The sequence below is a fragment of the Chitinophagales bacterium genome (genome assembly GCA_020635995.1).
GTDB lineage: Bacteria > Bacteroidota > Bacteroidia > Chitinophagales > UBA8649 > JAFMKE01.
In genome coordinates this window covers 88,681-103,889 of record JACJYS010000001.1, presented here as the reverse complement: position 1 = coordinate 103,889, position 15,209 = coordinate 88,681, and the positions used below count along the sequence as shown (strand labels likewise).

At 32.9% G+C, this 15,209-nt stretch carries 15 protein-coding genes; 7 read left to right on the top strand and 8 right to left on the bottom strand.

The window, feature by feature from the left end; translation table 11 throughout:
* Positions 1 to 97: 97 nt before the first annotated feature.
* The 3 genes from lptB to H6578_00515 are packed head-to-tail and all read left to right on the top strand — an operon-like array spanning position 98 to position 2,483.
* Positions 98 to 847, top strand: coding sequence for an LPS export ABC transporter ATP-binding protein (lptB, locus tag H6578_00525; GenBank protein MCB9225638.1), 750 nt, complete (start codon positions 98 to 100; stop codon positions 845 to 847).
* Positions 834 to 1,472 (top strand): hypothetical protein, encoded by a 639-nt coding sequence (locus H6578_00520; GenBank protein ID MCB9225637.1) that lies wholly within the window; start codon positions 834 to 836, stop codon positions 1,470 to 1,472. Before lptB ends, H6578_00520 begins: the two co-directional genes overlap by 14 nt.
* Positions 1,473 to 1,475: 3 nt before the next feature.
* Positions 1,476 to 2,483: a hypothetical protein gene (locus H6578_00515; GenBank protein MCB9225636.1), complete on the top strand. Its 1,008-nt coding sequence runs from the start codon at positions 1,476 to 1,478 to the stop codon at positions 2,481 to 2,483.
* A gap of 61 nt (positions 2,484 to 2,544) precedes the next feature.
* Here H6578_00515 and H6578_00510 read toward each other — a convergent pair whose 3' ends face one another.
* Both H6578_00510 and H6578_00505 read right to left on the bottom strand, forming a co-directional pair.
* Entirely contained in the window at positions 2,545 to 3,057 is a 513-nt protein-coding gene (locus H6578_00510; GenBank protein ID MCB9225635.1) for a hypothetical protein, read from the bottom strand.
* A 23-nt stretch (positions 3,058 to 3,080) separates the two neighbouring features.
* Positions 3,081 to 4,145 (bottom strand): ImmA/IrrE family metallo-endopeptidase, encoded by a 1,065-nt coding sequence (locus H6578_00505; GenBank protein MCB9225634.1) that lies wholly within the window; start codon positions 4,143 to 4,145, stop codon positions 3,081 to 3,083.
* A 371-nt stretch (positions 4,146 to 4,516) separates the two neighbouring features.
* Here H6578_00505 and H6578_00500 point away from each other — a divergent pair, with 371 nt between their 5' ends.
* The 4 genes from H6578_00500 to recA all read left to right on the top strand — a co-directional run bounded on the left by H6578_00500 (position 4,517) and on the right by recA (position 8,957).
* Complete coding sequence (locus H6578_00500; GenBank protein MCB9225633.1) at positions 4,517 to 6,676, top strand: AAA family ATPase; 2,160 nt, start codon at positions 4,517 to 4,519, stop codon at positions 6,674 to 6,676.
* 59 nt (positions 6,677 to 6,735) lie between these two features.
* Positions 6,736 to 7,068 (top strand): DUF4377 domain-containing protein, encoded by a 333-nt coding sequence (locus H6578_00495; GenBank protein ID MCB9225632.1) that lies wholly within the window; start codon positions 6,736 to 6,738, stop codon positions 7,066 to 7,068.
* A 12-nt stretch (positions 7,069 to 7,080) separates the two neighbouring features.
* Positions 7,081 to 7,842: an exodeoxyribonuclease III gene (gene xth, locus H6578_00490; protein ID MCB9225631.1), complete on the top strand. Its 762-nt coding sequence runs from the start codon at positions 7,081 to 7,083 to the stop codon at positions 7,840 to 7,842.
* Positions 7,843 to 7,925: 83 nt separating this feature from the next.
* Positions 7,926 to 8,957, top strand: a complete 1,032-nt coding sequence (gene recA, locus H6578_00485) for a recombinase RecA (GenBank protein MCB9225630.1) — start codon at positions 7,926 to 7,928, stop codon at positions 8,955 to 8,957.
* A gap of 469 nt (positions 8,958 to 9,426) precedes the next feature.
* Here recA and H6578_00480 read toward each other — a convergent pair whose 3' ends face one another.
* The 6 genes from H6578_00480 to H6578_00455 form a co-directional block, all read right to left on the bottom strand.
* A complete protein-coding gene (locus H6578_00480) occupies positions 9,427 to 10,503 on the bottom strand; it encodes an endonuclease/exonuclease/phosphatase family protein (GenBank protein ID MCB9225629.1) in 1,077 nt (358 codons plus the stop codon).
* Between the two features lie 30 nt (positions 10,504 to 10,533).
* A complete protein-coding gene (locus H6578_00475; protein MCB9225628.1) occupies positions 10,534 to 11,427 on the bottom strand; it encodes a rhomboid family intramembrane serine protease in 894 nt (297 codons plus the stop codon).
* A 3-nt stretch (positions 11,428 to 11,430) separates the two neighbouring features.
* The gene (locus H6578_00470) at positions 11,431 to 12,093 is read right to left on the bottom strand and encodes a rhomboid family intramembrane serine protease (GenBank protein MCB9225627.1); all 663 of its coding nucleotides are present in this window, start codon (positions 12,091 to 12,093) and stop codon (positions 11,431 to 11,433) included.
* A 242-nt stretch (positions 12,094 to 12,335) separates the two neighbouring features.
* Positions 12,336 to 13,205: a hypothetical protein gene (locus H6578_00465; protein MCB9225626.1), complete on the bottom strand. Its 870-nt coding sequence runs from the start codon at positions 13,203 to 13,205 to the stop codon at positions 12,336 to 12,338.
* A gap of 73 nt (positions 13,206 to 13,278) precedes the next feature.
* Entirely contained in the window at positions 13,279 to 13,887 is a 609-nt protein-coding gene (locus H6578_00460) for a DUF445 family protein (GenBank protein MCB9225625.1), read from the bottom strand.
* A 72-nt stretch (positions 13,888 to 13,959) separates the two neighbouring features.
* Positions 13,960 to 15,177, bottom strand: a complete 1,218-nt coding sequence (locus tag H6578_00455) for an arginine deiminase (protein ID MCB9225624.1) — start codon at positions 15,175 to 15,177, stop codon at positions 13,960 to 13,962.
* Between the last annotated feature and the right edge of the window lie 32 nt (positions 15,178 to 15,209).

The following is a 15,209-nucleotide window of genomic DNA, read 5'->3' as shown; positions in this document are numbered from 1 at the left end:
CAATTATATTTCTCACCCTTCTCTGTTTGTGCAATAACAGAGAAAGGTGGTTTTATTTTCAAATTAATAAGTACCTTTATCCTTTACAATATTCTAAATGAATCTTAGAGCAGAAAAATTGCAAAAAAGCTACAAAAAACGGAAAGTAGTAAATGATGTTTCTTTTCAAGTTAATAAAGGAGAAGTAGTGGGCTTGCTGGGCCCTAATGGAGCAGGAAAAACCACTTCCTTTTATATGGTAGTAGGTTTGGTACAACCCGATGGTGGCAAAGTTTTTTTAGGCGATGAAGAAATAACCAATCTTGCTATGTATAAGAGAGCCAAAAGAGGAATAGGATATTTGCCACAAGAAGCCTCCGTATTTAGAGATTTAAGCGTAGAAGACAACATAATGGCTATTTTAGAGTTTACTCCGCTTAACAAACAAGAACGTAAAGATAGATTAGAAGAATTGCTTAGCGAATTTGGCTTGCAACACGTGCGTAAAAGCTCAGGAAAAGTGCTTAGTGGGGGCGAACGCAGAAGAACAGAAATAGCCAGAGGATTAGCTACATCGCCAGAGTTTATTTTGTTAGATGAACCTTTTGCGGGAATAGACCCGATAGCTGTGGAGGATATTCAAAAAATAATAAACAAGCTTAAAAAGAAAAATATAGGTGTTTTAATAACCGACCACAATGTACAAGAAACGCTATCTATTACAGATAGAGCATACTTGCTTTTTGAAGGAACTATTTTAAAAACAGGAACAGCCGAAGAGCTTGCGGCAGACGAGCAAGTAAGGCGTGTATATCTTGGCAAGAACTTTGAACTTAAAAAAATAAAAATAGACGATGAAGACTTTTAGAATTTTTATGCTGGCTATAATTGCTGGATTTATTATTACTGCCTGTTCTGTACAACAAACCGTAAATTTTGATAAAAATATGAAAGGCAATATGTCTTTTCAAGTGGATATGAAAGATATGCTTAGAGAGCTAAAAAACTTACAACCCGATTCTACAAAAACAGATATTGAATTGCTTAAAGAAACTAAAGTTTCGGAAAGTATTATGCAGTTAAAAGATGAATTTGAGAAAACCGATGGCATTTCTAATTTTAAAGCTTTAGAAAATTATGAAGATGGCATTTTAGGCTTTTCATTTGATTTTGAAAGTATAGAAAACATAAACAAAGGCTTAGAAGAAGGCTCTAAAGAGAAAAAAGCTGAAAATGTAAACTTATTTACTTTGGGCAAAAATAAACTAAGTATAGATTTTGGCGATGATAAGGCAGAAAAGGACGCTAATGACCCTATGGCAGGTTTTGATATAGGAGAATATATTTTAACCCTAAATTTTCCGTTTCCTATTAAATCTGTAAGCAATGATTTATACACACTTTCTAAAGACAAAAAGCAAGTGCAATTAAATATTGAGCTTACCGAAATGATGAAAGATTTTAGCAAGCTAAAAACAGATATTACTTGGTAAAATATGCTTAAAAAGCCGGCATATCCCATAAAAGAAAGCTTGTATGCCTACCTAAAAGATTTTGGACGGGTAAACAAACTGCCACTTAGCTATGATTTTTTATTGAGTTTTACTCAAACTATTCCCGTATATAACCAAAAAGGCGAAGACACCTTGTGGGAAAGTGTTTTTTACGAACCCTCATTAACACCGGAAATAAACGATGGTTTAAAACTAATTTATGCCTTACTAAAGTCTGATGGTAAAGTGCAAAACATAAGCCATTTATCTATAGACAAAATAGACTATTGCACCTTTGGAAACTCTAAGCCTTTCCGTATAAAAATAATAAACAACATTAATGATAACTACGATTATTTTTATGTGAAAAAAGCAGATGCATCGCGTGTTTTTGGTTTGGAGTTAGAAGAAATTCTTTCGCCTAACAGAGTAAATTTTATAGTGTACAAAAATACTTTAATAGAAGAGCACATAGTGGGTATTCCTGGCGACCAATTTATAGAGAATAATTTTCAAGAATATGGGCATAATGAAGTTAGGCTGGCTAAAGAGTTTGTGAAATTTAATGAGCGGTGTTATAGGCGTTTGTTGGGCGATATGCGTGCTTATAATTTTATAATAGATGTAACACCGGATTTTGACAAAATACAATACCGCATACGTGCCATAGATTTTGACCAGCAGTGCTACGAAAGCAGGCGGTCTTTTTATTTGCCACATTATTTTAAAGAAAACCAAGCCTATGTAGATATGGGCATAAAATACTTAAGCCAAGAAAGTGTGGAGCAATACACTAAAGAAGAACGCTCTTTTATGATACGCAGAATACATGCCGATAAGCAAAAATTAAGAGAGCTACTCAGCAGCATGAAACAACACACATTAAGCAAGCCCGAACACATAAATGCTCTGCGAGATGAAATATACCGAAAAGAAAAAATTAAAAGTTTAGCTAAAGCTCAAAATATGGGCGAAATAGTAGAAGCACTGTTGATGGATATGGCGGGGTAGGTAAACTTTAAAACTTAGTGTAAACACATGCTATTATGTTTATTTTTTTCTATGGATATATTTATTTCCAAGCCTTCAACCGCTTTTCAATTTCTTCTACTAATTTTTGATTGTTGCGGAAAGTAAAATTTATATCCACCAATTGCTTTAGCTTAGCGGTAGCTTCCTTTTTTGTTACGGCTGATGATTCTATGAGTTTATCAAAAATCCAAATCATTCCGTGATACTCAATATCTTTATTTTTAGCACAATTTCTAAGTGCTTTATCGCTACTTAATACACAAGCATTTATTTTATTAGCAATGTGCAGAACAGACTTGTCTGTTTCTGATAAAGATTTTGGGTAATTCTTATTGTAAATTTCAATAAAATCTTGTTGTTGCAAATTGTGAACAGAAAGTTTATTAACAGATTGATAGGCTTGAAGTATTTCTTGTTGATTAGCATACAATTCATATAAAACCGCAGAAGTAGTATGTATTTCAAAGTCAAGGTTAAAAAAAGGTTTTATTAATCCCAAATCATACAAATCAATAAAGATATTGGCATCAGTAACGGCAATTTTTACTTTCATTTCTTAACATAGGGTTTATGAAATTAAATTGCCATTTGATTTTCCTTTCTGAAATCTGCCAAAGATTGATTTTTCAAAGAAGCCGCTTTGGATATTGAAATCTGGTCTTCAACCAACGCACGGAATAAAAGTTGTTCAAATCGGTTTGATTCTTCTGCCCCGCTATATTCAACAGGTTCATCTATTTTCCAATTCATTTGCTTAATCATGAAAAAGAATTGTTTAGTATAATATTCATTAATAATACCACAGTCTTTCGCCCTCATAACTATTGCTTGTATAGAGATGCCGTATTGCTTTTTGATATTACCTAACTCATTTATTGAAAGTTTATTTCGGTGTTCGCCTAATTCTGCTTTAATGGTTTTTTCGGGCAATAGTATTGCTCCTGCAAATTGATGACACAAAGTTTCTTTTTGTCTTTTAGTTATGTCGCCAAACTTCAAAAGCAAGTGAGCCAATTCATGTAATAAAGTAAAACGTATTCTATCGGGCTTATTGGTTTTCTTTACGTTATATGCAACTACGGGAATAGTGCCGTTCACAAAAGTTTGTAATCCGTCAAAATCTTCATCAACATCTAATTTAACAACCTTAATGTGTTTATCTTCCAAAAGCTCAACCACATTAAAAATTGATCCATTACCTAAACTCCAATCTTCTCTTAATTTATTTGCAGCTTTATTTACTTGCTCGTAAGAAGTAATAGAACCAAAGTCTTTAAGGGGATCTTTAAATTCAATACCCAATCCTAAAATTTCCTCCAACTCTAAATAACGTGAAAGATACTCTTTAGTTTTTTCCTTAATTATTGCTGCTTCTTTTTTCGGCATTTTACTCAATTTTCTGTATTCCACCTCTCCCAATTCAACCTTAGTGCTTCTAAAAAAGTAGTCGGGGTTTACATCAAGTGCTTTACTCAATAAGTTAATTTTTTCGGAATCGGGAATCACTTCTCCTTTTTCGTAACGATGCAATGCTTGCCGAGACACGCTATTTTCCATAGCATCTGCTAAATCTTGTAATGAAAAACCTTTCATTAAACGAGCTGACTTAAAGCGTTCTGAAAAAATTTCTTTCATTTCCATAGTTATTTTTGATTACACTATAAAGATAATACTTTTGGTTTACAAACATGCAATAATAATGCCATTTTTTCACATCAATTTATTAATTATGACACAATTAAACTTTAAATAAAGGTTGCTTAACTGACAATTTTACCGAATTTAATCAAAATTCGTAGGTTTACAATTATTGATTGACAAATTTACATAAAGAACTAACTTTGTAACTTATTGGAATGCTATCTGTGATTTTTTACTTGGATGCAAATAGGTGCATCTATAATTTCAAAAATTATAAGAATCAAACACGTATTAACCCAACTTTTCCACACTACCCAAATTATTTGTCCCAATAAATTATTTTTATTTTTCAAGTTTGTATCTTTGGCTACATGACTAACCAAGAAGTATATTTTGCCGAGCAGTTTGCCCTTAATACCTCCCAGTCTTTTTACCTTACGGGCAAGGCTGGTACAGGTAAAACTACGCTACTTAAAAAAATACTAACCCAAACAGATAAAAATACCATAGTAGTTGCTCCTACAGGTGTGGCAGCCATAAATGCAGGAGGCGTTACCATACATTCTATGTTTGGTTTGCCTTTAACTTCTTTTGTACCTAACAACGATTTTGTAGATTTAAACGTAGCCAATAATCGTTATTCTTTAAGCAAACACTTGCGTTATAGAAAAGAAAAACGTAAGCTTATTCAAGAATTAGACCTACTTATAATAGACGAAATAAGTATGGTGCGTGCTGATTTATTAGACGCCATAGATTTTGTGTTGCAGCACATTAGGCACAGCAAAGAGCCTTTTGGAGGTGTGCAAGTACTTTTTATAGGCGATTTATACCAGTTGCCACCCGTAGTTAGACCCGAGCAGTGGAGTTTATTGGAAAACTACTATCAAAGTCCGTTCTTTTTTGATAGCATAGCATGGCAAAACTTAAATGCTTTTACCATAGAACTGAAACACATTTACCGCCAGCAAGATGAAGCATTTATCAGCATATTAAACAATGTGCGAAACAATACCACTACAAATGAAGATTTAGACACACTAAACCAGCATTATGACAGCACGGTAAGCGGCACACTTAAAAACTATATTACGCTATGTACACACAATTATCAAGCAGATAGCATAAATAAAAAAGAACTGAATAAAATAGCAGATAAATCATTTGTATATAAAGCAGAAATAGAAGGAACTTTTAATGAAAATGCCTATCCTGCCGATTTGGATATAGAGCTAAAAGTAGGTGCTCAAATAATGTTTATCCGCAATGATGCTGAAGAAAATATATACTACAATGGCAAGCTTGCAGAGGTTATATATTTAGGTGCAAGCATTATAAAAGTAAAGTTTTTAGACACAGAAGAAGAATACACACTAAAAAAAGAAGAATGGGAAAATATTAACTACACTATTAATAAAGAAACCAACGAAGTAAAACAGGAAAAATTAGGTAGTTTTCAGCAATATCCTATTCGTTTAGCGTGGGCTATAACCATACATAAAAGCCAAGGACTTACTTTTGAAAAAGCAATAGTAGATGTAGAAAAATCATTTGCCGCAGGGCAGGCTTATGTGGCACTTAGCCGGTGTACAGATTTGGAAGGTTTAATTTTAAAATCAAAAATTCAGAAAAGCAATGTTATAGTAGATAGCAGAATTGTGGTGTTTCATAAAAATAGTGTAGCACACAGCAATTTAGATAAAGCCTTAGAGTATGCCAAAGAAGATTATGCTCAAAAACTAATATTTAAAGCCTTTACTTTTGCTAATTTTAAAGATGAAATAGCCGACTGGAAAGATATTATAGAGAAGAAAGATTTGCCGGGGAAAGCAGATTGTATGTTACTACAAAAAGAAGCACACAGCACTTGGCTTAGCATACAAGACGTAGAACATAAATTTAAACAACAACTTCAAAAAATATTTAACAAACCATATAACGAACGAGAAAAACACTTAAAAGAAAGATGTGGCAAAGCCATAGAATATTTTACCGAAGAAACTTTTAATAAACTTATAGTTCCCCTAAATAAGCATATAAACGAGTACTCATACAAAAGCAGAACAAAGGCATATTTGAATTTTTGTAGAGATTTACTTCAAATGTATTGGCTAAAAATGAAAGCATTATACGGCTTGCATTATGTGGACGTAAAACTATACCAAGCAGAAAACGTAAGAAACGCAAGTCAACTTCCGGGAGATAACAAGCCTGTGGCTAAAGCAAAAAAAGGAGCTACTTACGAAATAACTTTAACCATGTTTAAAGAAGGATTGAACGTGCAAGAAATAGCCGAAAAAAGAAGCATGGCAGAAAGTACCATAGCACAGCATCTTACTAAATGGATTAAAAAAGGCGAAATATCGATTTTTGATGTAGTAGAAAAACAGCGAGTAGAAACTTTACTGCCGTACTATAAAAACAATGAATTTGTTTCTTTAACGCAGCTAAAAGATGAAATTCCTTTTGAAACCACATATATAGAATTAAGATACACACTTGCCCATTATGAAAACATTAACAAAAAATAGGTTTGCATTTATGTAATATAAAGCCTTACATTTGTAAAGAATTACAATTATATAATAAAATGAAAAAAATAATATCAATTTTAGCTATTTCATTAATGCTTTTAGCAGCATGTAAATCAACAAAAAGTGCAGCTTCAGATACAGGCAAAGCCGAAAAAGAACCGGCAAAAGTTGAAACTTGGATTTTAGCAAATCAAAAAGTAGCATGTGGAGACGGCTCTACTGAATTATGCTATCAAGTTAAAAAAGCTGGCGAGTCTGACTACACACCAATGAATGTAACAATAGACGGTTTCACTTTTGAAGAAGGAAACAAATATCAAATTGTTGTAAATGTAGCTCACGGAAAATACTCTTTAAAAGAAGTATTGTATAAAGTTCCAAGCAAATAATTTAAGTAAAATATGCATTTAGTTTCGTTTAATGTTAATGGCGTACGTGCCATTATAAAGAAAGATTTTGCCCAATCGGTAGATAAACTAAAGGCAGATGTTATATGTCTGCAAGAAACTAAAGCACAAGATGACCAAGTGTTAGAAGCACTTGAAGACATTAAAGGATACCATATTTATTCTAACTCTGCGGAGAAAAAAGGATATTCGGGTGTAGCTATTTTAAGTAAAGAAAAACCACTAAGCGTACAGCCGGATATAGATATAAACGAGCATGACAATGAAGGGCGTGTATTATGTGCCGAATACAAAAAATTCTTTTTAGTAAATGTTTATGTGCCTAATTCGGGCAGTAGCCTAAAAAGATTAGACTATAGACAAACCTGGGACAGAGATTTTTTAGCTTATCTTAAAAATTTAGAAAAAACAAAACCTGTAATTGTTTGTGGCGATTTTAATGTAGCACATACCGATATAGATTTAGCCAATCCTAAGCCCAACTACAACAAAAGTGCGGGCTATATGCAAGAAGAAATAGACGGCATGGATAATTATTTATCATCGGGATTTATAGACACTTTTAGGCATTTTTATCCGGAAGAAATAAAATACTCGTGGTGGAGCTATAGAGCAGCAGCAAGAGAAAGGAACATAGGCTGGAGAATAGATTATTTTTTGGTTTCCGACATACTAAAAAAGGAGCTGAAAGGAGCACAAATATATAATGATGTGTTTGGTTCAGACCACTGTCCGGTGTCTTTAGATATATTTTAATTTCAAAACGCAGATACCTTGCGTTTTGCTATGCTAACTTTGTGCTAAAATATTTGTAATTTTATAAAACGAAACAGAAAATTATGGCAGACAATGAAAAAATAAAGGCGTTAAATTTAACCCTTTCAAAATTAGATAAAGCCTACGGTAAAGGTACGGTAATGCGTTTAGGCGATTCGCAAGTAGTAGAAACAGAAGTAATTTCTTCCGGCTCTATAACTTTAGATGCTGCATTAGGCATAGGCGGTTTTCCTACAGGCAGAGTGGTAGAAATATATGGCCCTGAATCTTCGGGAAAAACTACAATAGCCCTGCATGCCATAGCTGAAGCACAGAAAAAAGGTGGCATAGCGGCATTTATAGATGCAGAACACGCTTTTGATAAAACTTATGCTAAAAAACTGGGCGTAAATGTTGACGAGCTATTAATTTCTCAGCCCGATGACGGAGAGCAAGCTTTAGATATTACAGAGCATTTAATTCGTTCTGGAGCTATAGACATTTGTGTTATAGATTCAGTAGCAGCTCTTGTGCCACGTAGCGAGTTGGAAGGCGATATGGGCGATTCTAAAATGGGATTGCAAGCCAGATTAATGAGCCAAGCACTAAGAAAACTAACGGGGACTATTAACAAAACAGGATGTACCTGTATTTTTATTAACCAACTGAGAGATAAAATAGGTGTAATGTTTGGAAATCCTGAAACTACTACGGGCGGAAATGCACTTAAATTTTATTCTTCGGTTCGTTTAGATATAAGACGAATAGGAGCATTAAAAGATAAAGAAGATATAGTAGGAAATAGAACCAGAGTAAAAGTTGTAAAAAACAAAATGGCTCCACCTTTTAAGAAAGCAGAGTTTGATATTATGTATGGCGAGGGAATTTCTAAACTGGGAGAAATAATAGATTTAGGCGTTGACTTAGATATATTAAACAAAAGTGGTTCGTGGTACAGCTATGGCGAAACAAAATTGGGACAAGGAAGGGAAAGTGTAAAATCTTTACTGGCAGACAATCCTGAACTTGCCGATGAAATAGAAGTAAAAATAAGAGCTAATATTATCAATTTAACCTCATCTGAAGATGATGAAAAAGAAGATTCAGACGAATAGTTTTTTGGGATAATATTTTTAATATTTGGTAGTTTTTGGGTTGCCACTATCTTTTAACCTGAGTTCTATTATTCCAGCAAAGTCAAAATTTAGAAAAGTAATTAATTACAAGGCAGATTTTATAAGGGATAGCTACGCTATCGTATTAAAATCTAACGCAGGAAGTGATTGCTTTTCTAAACATCAATAAACACTTCTCCCTTTAAAACAGTCATCTACTTCGTTATTTTTCTTTGAAATATCCCGATATTTCTTCAGAAAAAACCTTGTATCTAATACCAATTGTCAACACAAAATAGTCTAATCTATTTGGTGTTTTACAATGGTAAATGCCGATAGAGCAATATATTTAGTACAATAAGGTGCAACCGAAATTGGACTATTATATATTCCTAATCGGTATAACTATTTTAAAGCGTTTTGACAAAGCTCGAATAATAGAACTCAGGTTTTTATTTGATGTCAGAAATCAATATTTAAACTTTACCACCACAGGATAATGGTCAGATAGTTCTGCTTCTATTACTTCATACTTGTTTATTTTAAACATACTATGAAATAAAGCATAATCTATACGTAAATATGGAACTTTGCTGTTGAATGATTTACTAAAGCCATTTCCTTTTTTAACATAAGCATCTTGCATGCCTTTGCTTAGCTGTTTGTAAGCATAAGAGATAGGTACATCATTAAAATCGCCAACAATTATTGCCGGGTACGGACTGTTTGCTTTGCTTTCTAAAACTTGGTGCGTTTGTTTAGCTCGGTTTATATATCCTTTTTTCATTTTGCTTACCACACTAAAAATACTACTCTTTGTTTTTTCCGGTGCTTCGTCAAGTGATTCAAACAACTGCATGTCCTCAGTATTTAGCTGGTTGCTTTGCAAATGCACATTATAAAGTCTTGCGTTTTGTGTTTTGCTTAGTGCTATATCTGCATACATACAGCTGTTTAGTAAAGTGCCCTCTTTAAACAGCAATTTCCCTGTGTCTATAATTTTTTTATCGGAAAAAATAACCAAACCCCAATGTCTATTTTTATTTAGAGTGTAGGTTTTAGCAAAATATACATACTTATAGTCCAACTCTTTTTTTAAGTCTTTTAAGTTTTGAAACTTTCCTTTATCTTCGGTATAAAACTCTTGCAAGCATAAAATATCGGGTCGGTTTTCTTTTAGCAATTCAAACATTTTAGCTCTTGTTTCTTCATTGCCCGACCAATTATACAAATCAAAATTTTTAACATTCCATGTCATTAAACTTATTTCATCGGTAGTTTTAGCAGGTATTGAAATTTGAAAAGTAGCCATATTGCTTTTGTAAGTAATAACTAAGGCAATAAAAGATATTAAAGCCAATAATTTTGTTTTGGTAAACAACCAAACGAATGTAAAAACAACATTAACCAATAAAAACAGCGGATAAATCAATCCTAAAAAAGCAAATATCCAAAAATCTTGAGGACTTACACCTGTAGCAAAATGCACGCATACAATAGCTAAAGCTAAAACTACATTTATAATAATGAATATTTTTTTTAACATGGACTGTTTTAAAAACGAAATATTGTGAAATTAATTATTGCTTGAATTAAACAATAATTCTTTTTCTTGTTTGCTTAAACTATCATAACCGTATTCAGAAACCTTTTTTAGTATAGCATTAATTTGACTTTGGTTTTTAGGTTTTTCTGTTTGATTATGCTCACTTTTGTTTTTATTTACAAAGCTCACTTTGGGCTGTGGAGCTTTATTAAACCGGCTCATTATATTGTTTATTATTTTATTTACCGGCTTGTACAGCGAAACGCCTTCTTTGTCTAAATAAATATATGCGTACCCAAAGCCTAAGCCTACCAAATGTAAAATGCCGCTTGCTGCTCCATTTGGATTAGAAATACTAAGGAAATTAATTAAGGCAAAACCAAGCAACACCCATTTTAATTTAATATCTACAAAAAAGAATTTTACATTATAATTGGGAGCTATCATACCCAGTGCACCCATAAGTGCCATAACAGATGCCGATGCTCCTACCACAGGCATAAAAGATACATCTATAATATTAAAAAACTTAATGGCTGCAAAAACTAATCCACCTACTATGCCACCAAGCAAATAAAGTGGTAGTACTTTTTTAAACCCTATGTATTGAAGTAATAGTTTGCCAAAAAAGAATAGCATTAAAACATTAATAAATAGGTGCAAAAAATCAAAATGAATAAACTGATAAGTAAATAAGGTATAAATTTTAATAGCCGAACCGGTAAAATCAGCAGGGATAGCCAACCAATTTTCAAAAAAACTGCTAATTACATGACTGTTTAATCTTAATAAAAATTCTAAAACCCTAACTACGCTGTAGCTTAAGTATAAAGCTACATTAATATAAATAAGCTTAATAATTACATCTCCTTCCTTAAACTGCTGTTTTAAGTAGTGCCATATTTGCTCTTTAGTGGGCTGCATAGCTTAGTAAAACGTTTTAGAGTTTTTCTGCCAATATTTTACTAATAAAAATCCAACTAATGCTCCAGTAATATGGGCAAAGTGAGCAACATTATCGCCACTAAACTGCTGAAAACCAAGCCAAAGTTCTAAGGCTATGTATATTAATACAAAGTATTTAGCTTTAAGAGCTATGGGCGGAAATAATAAACGCAACTCTGTATTGGGGAAAAGCATACCAAATGCTGTAAGCAAACCAAAAATAGCACCAGAAGCTCCTACCATTGGCACATAAATATTGCTTGTTATTCCTTCAGAATAAGGAAACATAGTGCCATAAGTAATTTGATACTCTATAGCTGCCACTAAACTGTATAAAATGGAAGCAATTATTCCTGTAGTAAAATAAAAGAAAATAAAGCGTTTAGCACCCCACACTTGTTCTAAAATAGTACCAAATAGATAAAGAGCATACATGTTAAAAAATATATGCATAAAGCTTCCGTGCATAAAGAAATGGGTAATATACTGCCATGGTCTAAAAAATGGCGAATCAAAATACCATAAAGACAGTACCGGAAACATTTTATATAATGGAGAAAAATCTGTACAAAACAGCACAAAGAAAATTACATTGGCTATTATGATGTGTTTTACAGTTTCTGTTCTATTTATTGAACTATACATTTGGCAAATTTACATTAAGACTAATGCTTTTTTAACAAATAACTTGCTAAATAGCGTTAAAGGAGTAAAGGTAATATCTATTTGCTAATTATATTGTGTCCAAAAAAAATTTCACATACATCTATAAAACCATCCCCTGCCTTCGGCAGGTAAACTTTTTTCCCTCCTTTTCAGGTGGGGGAATTTATGGAATGTGAAATTATTTTTTAGAGTTTATGTAATAGAAAGAGAATAGTTAAACTTTATTGTATCACTACCACAAAAGTTTGGTTGCCATAATTAAAGTTAGCCGAAGGATTGCTACAGGTAGTTTGAGTATAATCTAAAGTGCCCAACTCATCTCCGTTTACAAAATAAGTCAGCACTCCGTCTGTAACCCACCGGCAGCATATTTCTTTTCTTAAATCTTGCTCTGTTTGTATTCTGTAGGTAGTGCCATCGCTTATTTCCCCTTCGGCATAGCCACTTATTAAATACACATCATCACATATACCACTTAAGCCATTGCTTACAAAGTTTGTTCCTTCTCCGGCTATCCACTCGTGCAGTCTTTCGCTTTGCCATGTAGTTACATCTCCGCCTGGCGAAGTTATTTCTCCATTATTATTTTCAACGCTAAACTCTAAATTGTTACTGCTGTTTCTTCCTAAGTTTGTAATTACGGTTGTTCCTTCAAGTTTGTAATCATTTACGTAGTAATTGTTAGTAGTAATGGTAACAGTTGTTCCCGCTTGGTCATATCTTCCACTAAAAACAGCTTGTACTATACCTTTTCGGGTTACTGTCCCTAAGTTTCCTGTGTTATATGCCGTACATCCTGTTCCAAAATCTACGGTAAGCGTCATAGGAAAACCGCCTGTTATATCTAAAGTAACAATGGCACAAGTGTCTGAAACGGCTTTTCTTACCAATACTGTTTTTCCGTTTAAGGTGTCGGAATAATCGCCACTTTTTGCTTCTTCGTCCAATACTTTAAATAAATCATCATACAGCTTTTGAGAACTACTGGTTTCTTGAGCCAATTTTTGATAATCTACATTCTTTTTCTTTACTATATTGCAGGCTGTTACTATAAATCCTGCTATTACAGCTAATACAATAATTTTTTTCATATTGTTATGTTTTTCATTTAATAACGAAGATAGGAATTTTTATATTATGTGTATATTAAATTTTTGTAGGGTTTTACAAAATTACATAAGTTATTAAAACTTGAATTAAGCCAATAATAAAACCCAATATTGCTCCTACCCATTCTATAAATTTCAGCTCGGTACTTAACATTTTCATAAGTAGGTCTTCCAGTTTTTCAGAAGACAACTTACTTACTTTGTCGGCAATAATACCTTCTATGTCTAAAGTGTGTTCTAAACTTTTTATTTGAGAATTTATAAAATCCGGAGCAAGGTGTTCTACTTCGTTAAGTATTTCAGTTTTAATTTTATCTTTCCCTTTTTGTGGTACCAATTTAGAAACCATAGGATATTTTTCTACTAAGGTTACGTCAAAATAATAGTCTAATTTTCGGTCAAGTTTTGAGGTTATACTGTCTATAGTACTTTGTGTGTTTACTTCTTTTATAATATCGTCAAAATGAAGCAACTCTTCTGCCACCATTTTACCCACTTTTTCTGCTATTTGCTGTTGCCGTTTAGGAAAAACTCCTTGTAGTTTGTATCCCAATATGTTAACGGGTTCTTTAGGATTAAAAAGCATTTTTACAGCTAAATAATTGGTAAACCACCCAATAGCTCCGGCTATTAAAGGTAAAAGAATGATTATGACTATATTCATAAGTTTAGCATCTTACACCATATAAATGGTTTCAAAAGCAAAAAAGTTTTTTAAGCATTTTGGTTTAAAAATTTATCCTCTCCAAATAGGAAATGTCATACAATGTGGTCCTCCTCTGGCTCTAGAAAGTTCAGTGCTTGATATTGCCACTATGGTTTTTTCAACACTATCCGGATTGGGTAGTTCCTTTAAAAATTCGTCAGCGTGCACTATTTTATATCCTGCTTTTTCTAAAGCTTTTGCTGTTCTTGTATTTCTAAAATAGGAAATAGCTACCCCGTTTTTTACTGCCACAAGGTTGCACCCGTCTGTCCACTGTTCTCTGGCAGCAAAAGTTTCATCGCCATCGCCACACAAAATAAATTTCATGTTAGGATTGTAATCTAAAAAAAACTCTTCTAAAGTAGAAAATTCTTTTCTCCCTCCGTTTTTTGTGTACAAGGTTATTTTAATAATATCACTTTTTAAAGTGTCTTCATAAATTACATACTCATTCTCACTTATTTGCGTAAAAAGCGTATCTATATGCATAGAAGAACGATCTTTAGCTATTACAATTCTAACCAAATTCTCTATTACATTTTTTCTAAAAACTTCTTCTTTTAAACTTTCAAAAGCTTCTGGTGTTGACCGCTCGCTACAGCCCACCAGCAGATGCGTATTGCCCAGCATCATCACATCTCCGCCTTCTATCGTACAGTCATCACATTTTCTGGTCATGTCAATAATTTTAGCATCATTATTGGCCTGAAAATGTTTAAATTCCGGATGAAAATATATAATGTATCTTGTTAAAATAGACTCTCTTGTACGAGCTTTTTTAGAGGCATTGCATATCAGCACATAATCGTTTATTACCACGCCTATATCTCTTGTAAAAACATAATTTGGCAATGGACGTAATATCAGCTCGCCCGTTTTTCTATATATCCCCGTAAACAAAGTATAAGCTAATTCTTCGCCTTTTAAATTGTACAATATTTCGCAAACTTCGTCCGTACAGTTTTCTAAATCAACGACATAGTCTATCAGCTTTTTTGTGTTGTTGTTTTTGTTTTCTAAAATGTTGTCAACCAACAAATTATAAGTATCTAAAACATTTTTTTCTCCTACAAAATGTTCTAAAACTTTAGTAAAAGTATCGTGTTCTTTCTGCATTAACGGCAAGTAAACAATATCGTCATATAAAAATTTTAGGGCATTATCGGGAGTTATTACTTCTATGCCGTCATCGGGGCGATGTACAATAACTTTTTTTAACCTATCTACTTCACTGCTTACCGTATTCATTGCTTGGTTTTTTGAAAATTATATCTTTAAAA

Coding starts and splice junctions, on each gene's coding strand:
- H6578_00470 (MCB9225627.1), bottom strand. CDS start 12,093: ATGTATAGTTCAATAAATAGAACAGAAACTGTAAAACACATCATAATA.
- H6578_00465 (MCB9225626.1), bottom strand. CDS start 13,205: ATGAAAAAAATTATTGTATTAGCTGTAATAGCAGGATTTATAGTAACA.
- H6578_00500 (MCB9225633.1), top strand. CDS start 4,517: ATGACTAACCAAGAAGTATATTTTGCCGAGCAGTTTGCCCTTAATACC.
- H6578_00520 (MCB9225637.1), top strand. CDS start 834: ATGAAGACTTTTAGAATTTTTATGCTGGCTATAATTGCTGGATTTATT.
- recA (MCB9225630.1), top strand. CDS start 7,926: ATGGCAGACAATGAAAAAATAAAGGCGTTAAATTTAACCCTTTCAAAA.
- H6578_00475 (MCB9225628.1), bottom strand. CDS start 11,427: ATGCAGCCCACTAAAGAGCAAATATGGCACTACTTAAAACAGCAGTTT.
- H6578_00505 (MCB9225634.1), bottom strand. CDS start 4,145: ATGGAAATGAAAGAAATTTTTTCAGAACGCTTTAAGTCAGCTCGTTTA.
- H6578_00495 (MCB9225632.1), top strand. CDS start 6,736: ATGAAAAAAATAATATCAATTTTAGCTATTTCATTAATGCTTTTAGCA.
- H6578_00480 (MCB9225629.1), bottom strand. CDS start 10,503: ATGTTAAAAAAAATATTCATTATTATAAATGTAGTTTTAGCTTTAGCT.
- H6578_00460 (MCB9225625.1), bottom strand. CDS start 13,887: ATGAATATAGTCATAATCATTCTTTTACCTTTAATAGCCGGAGCTATT.
- H6578_00515 (MCB9225636.1), top strand. CDS start 1,476: ATGCTTAAAAAGCCGGCATATCCCATAAAAGAAAGCTTGTATGCCTAC.
- lptB (MCB9225638.1), top strand. CDS start 98: ATGAATCTTAGAGCAGAAAAATTGCAAAAAAGCTACAAAAAACGGAAA.
- xth (MCB9225631.1), top strand. CDS start 7,081: ATGCATTTAGTTTCGTTTAATGTTAATGGCGTACGTGCCATTATAAAG.
- H6578_00510 (MCB9225635.1), bottom strand. CDS start 3,057: ATGAAAGTAAAAATTGCCGTTACTGATGCCAATATCTTTATTGATTTG.
- H6578_00455 (MCB9225624.1), bottom strand. CDS start 15,177: ATGAATACGGTAAGCAGTGAAGTAGATAGGTTAAAAAAAGTTATTGTA.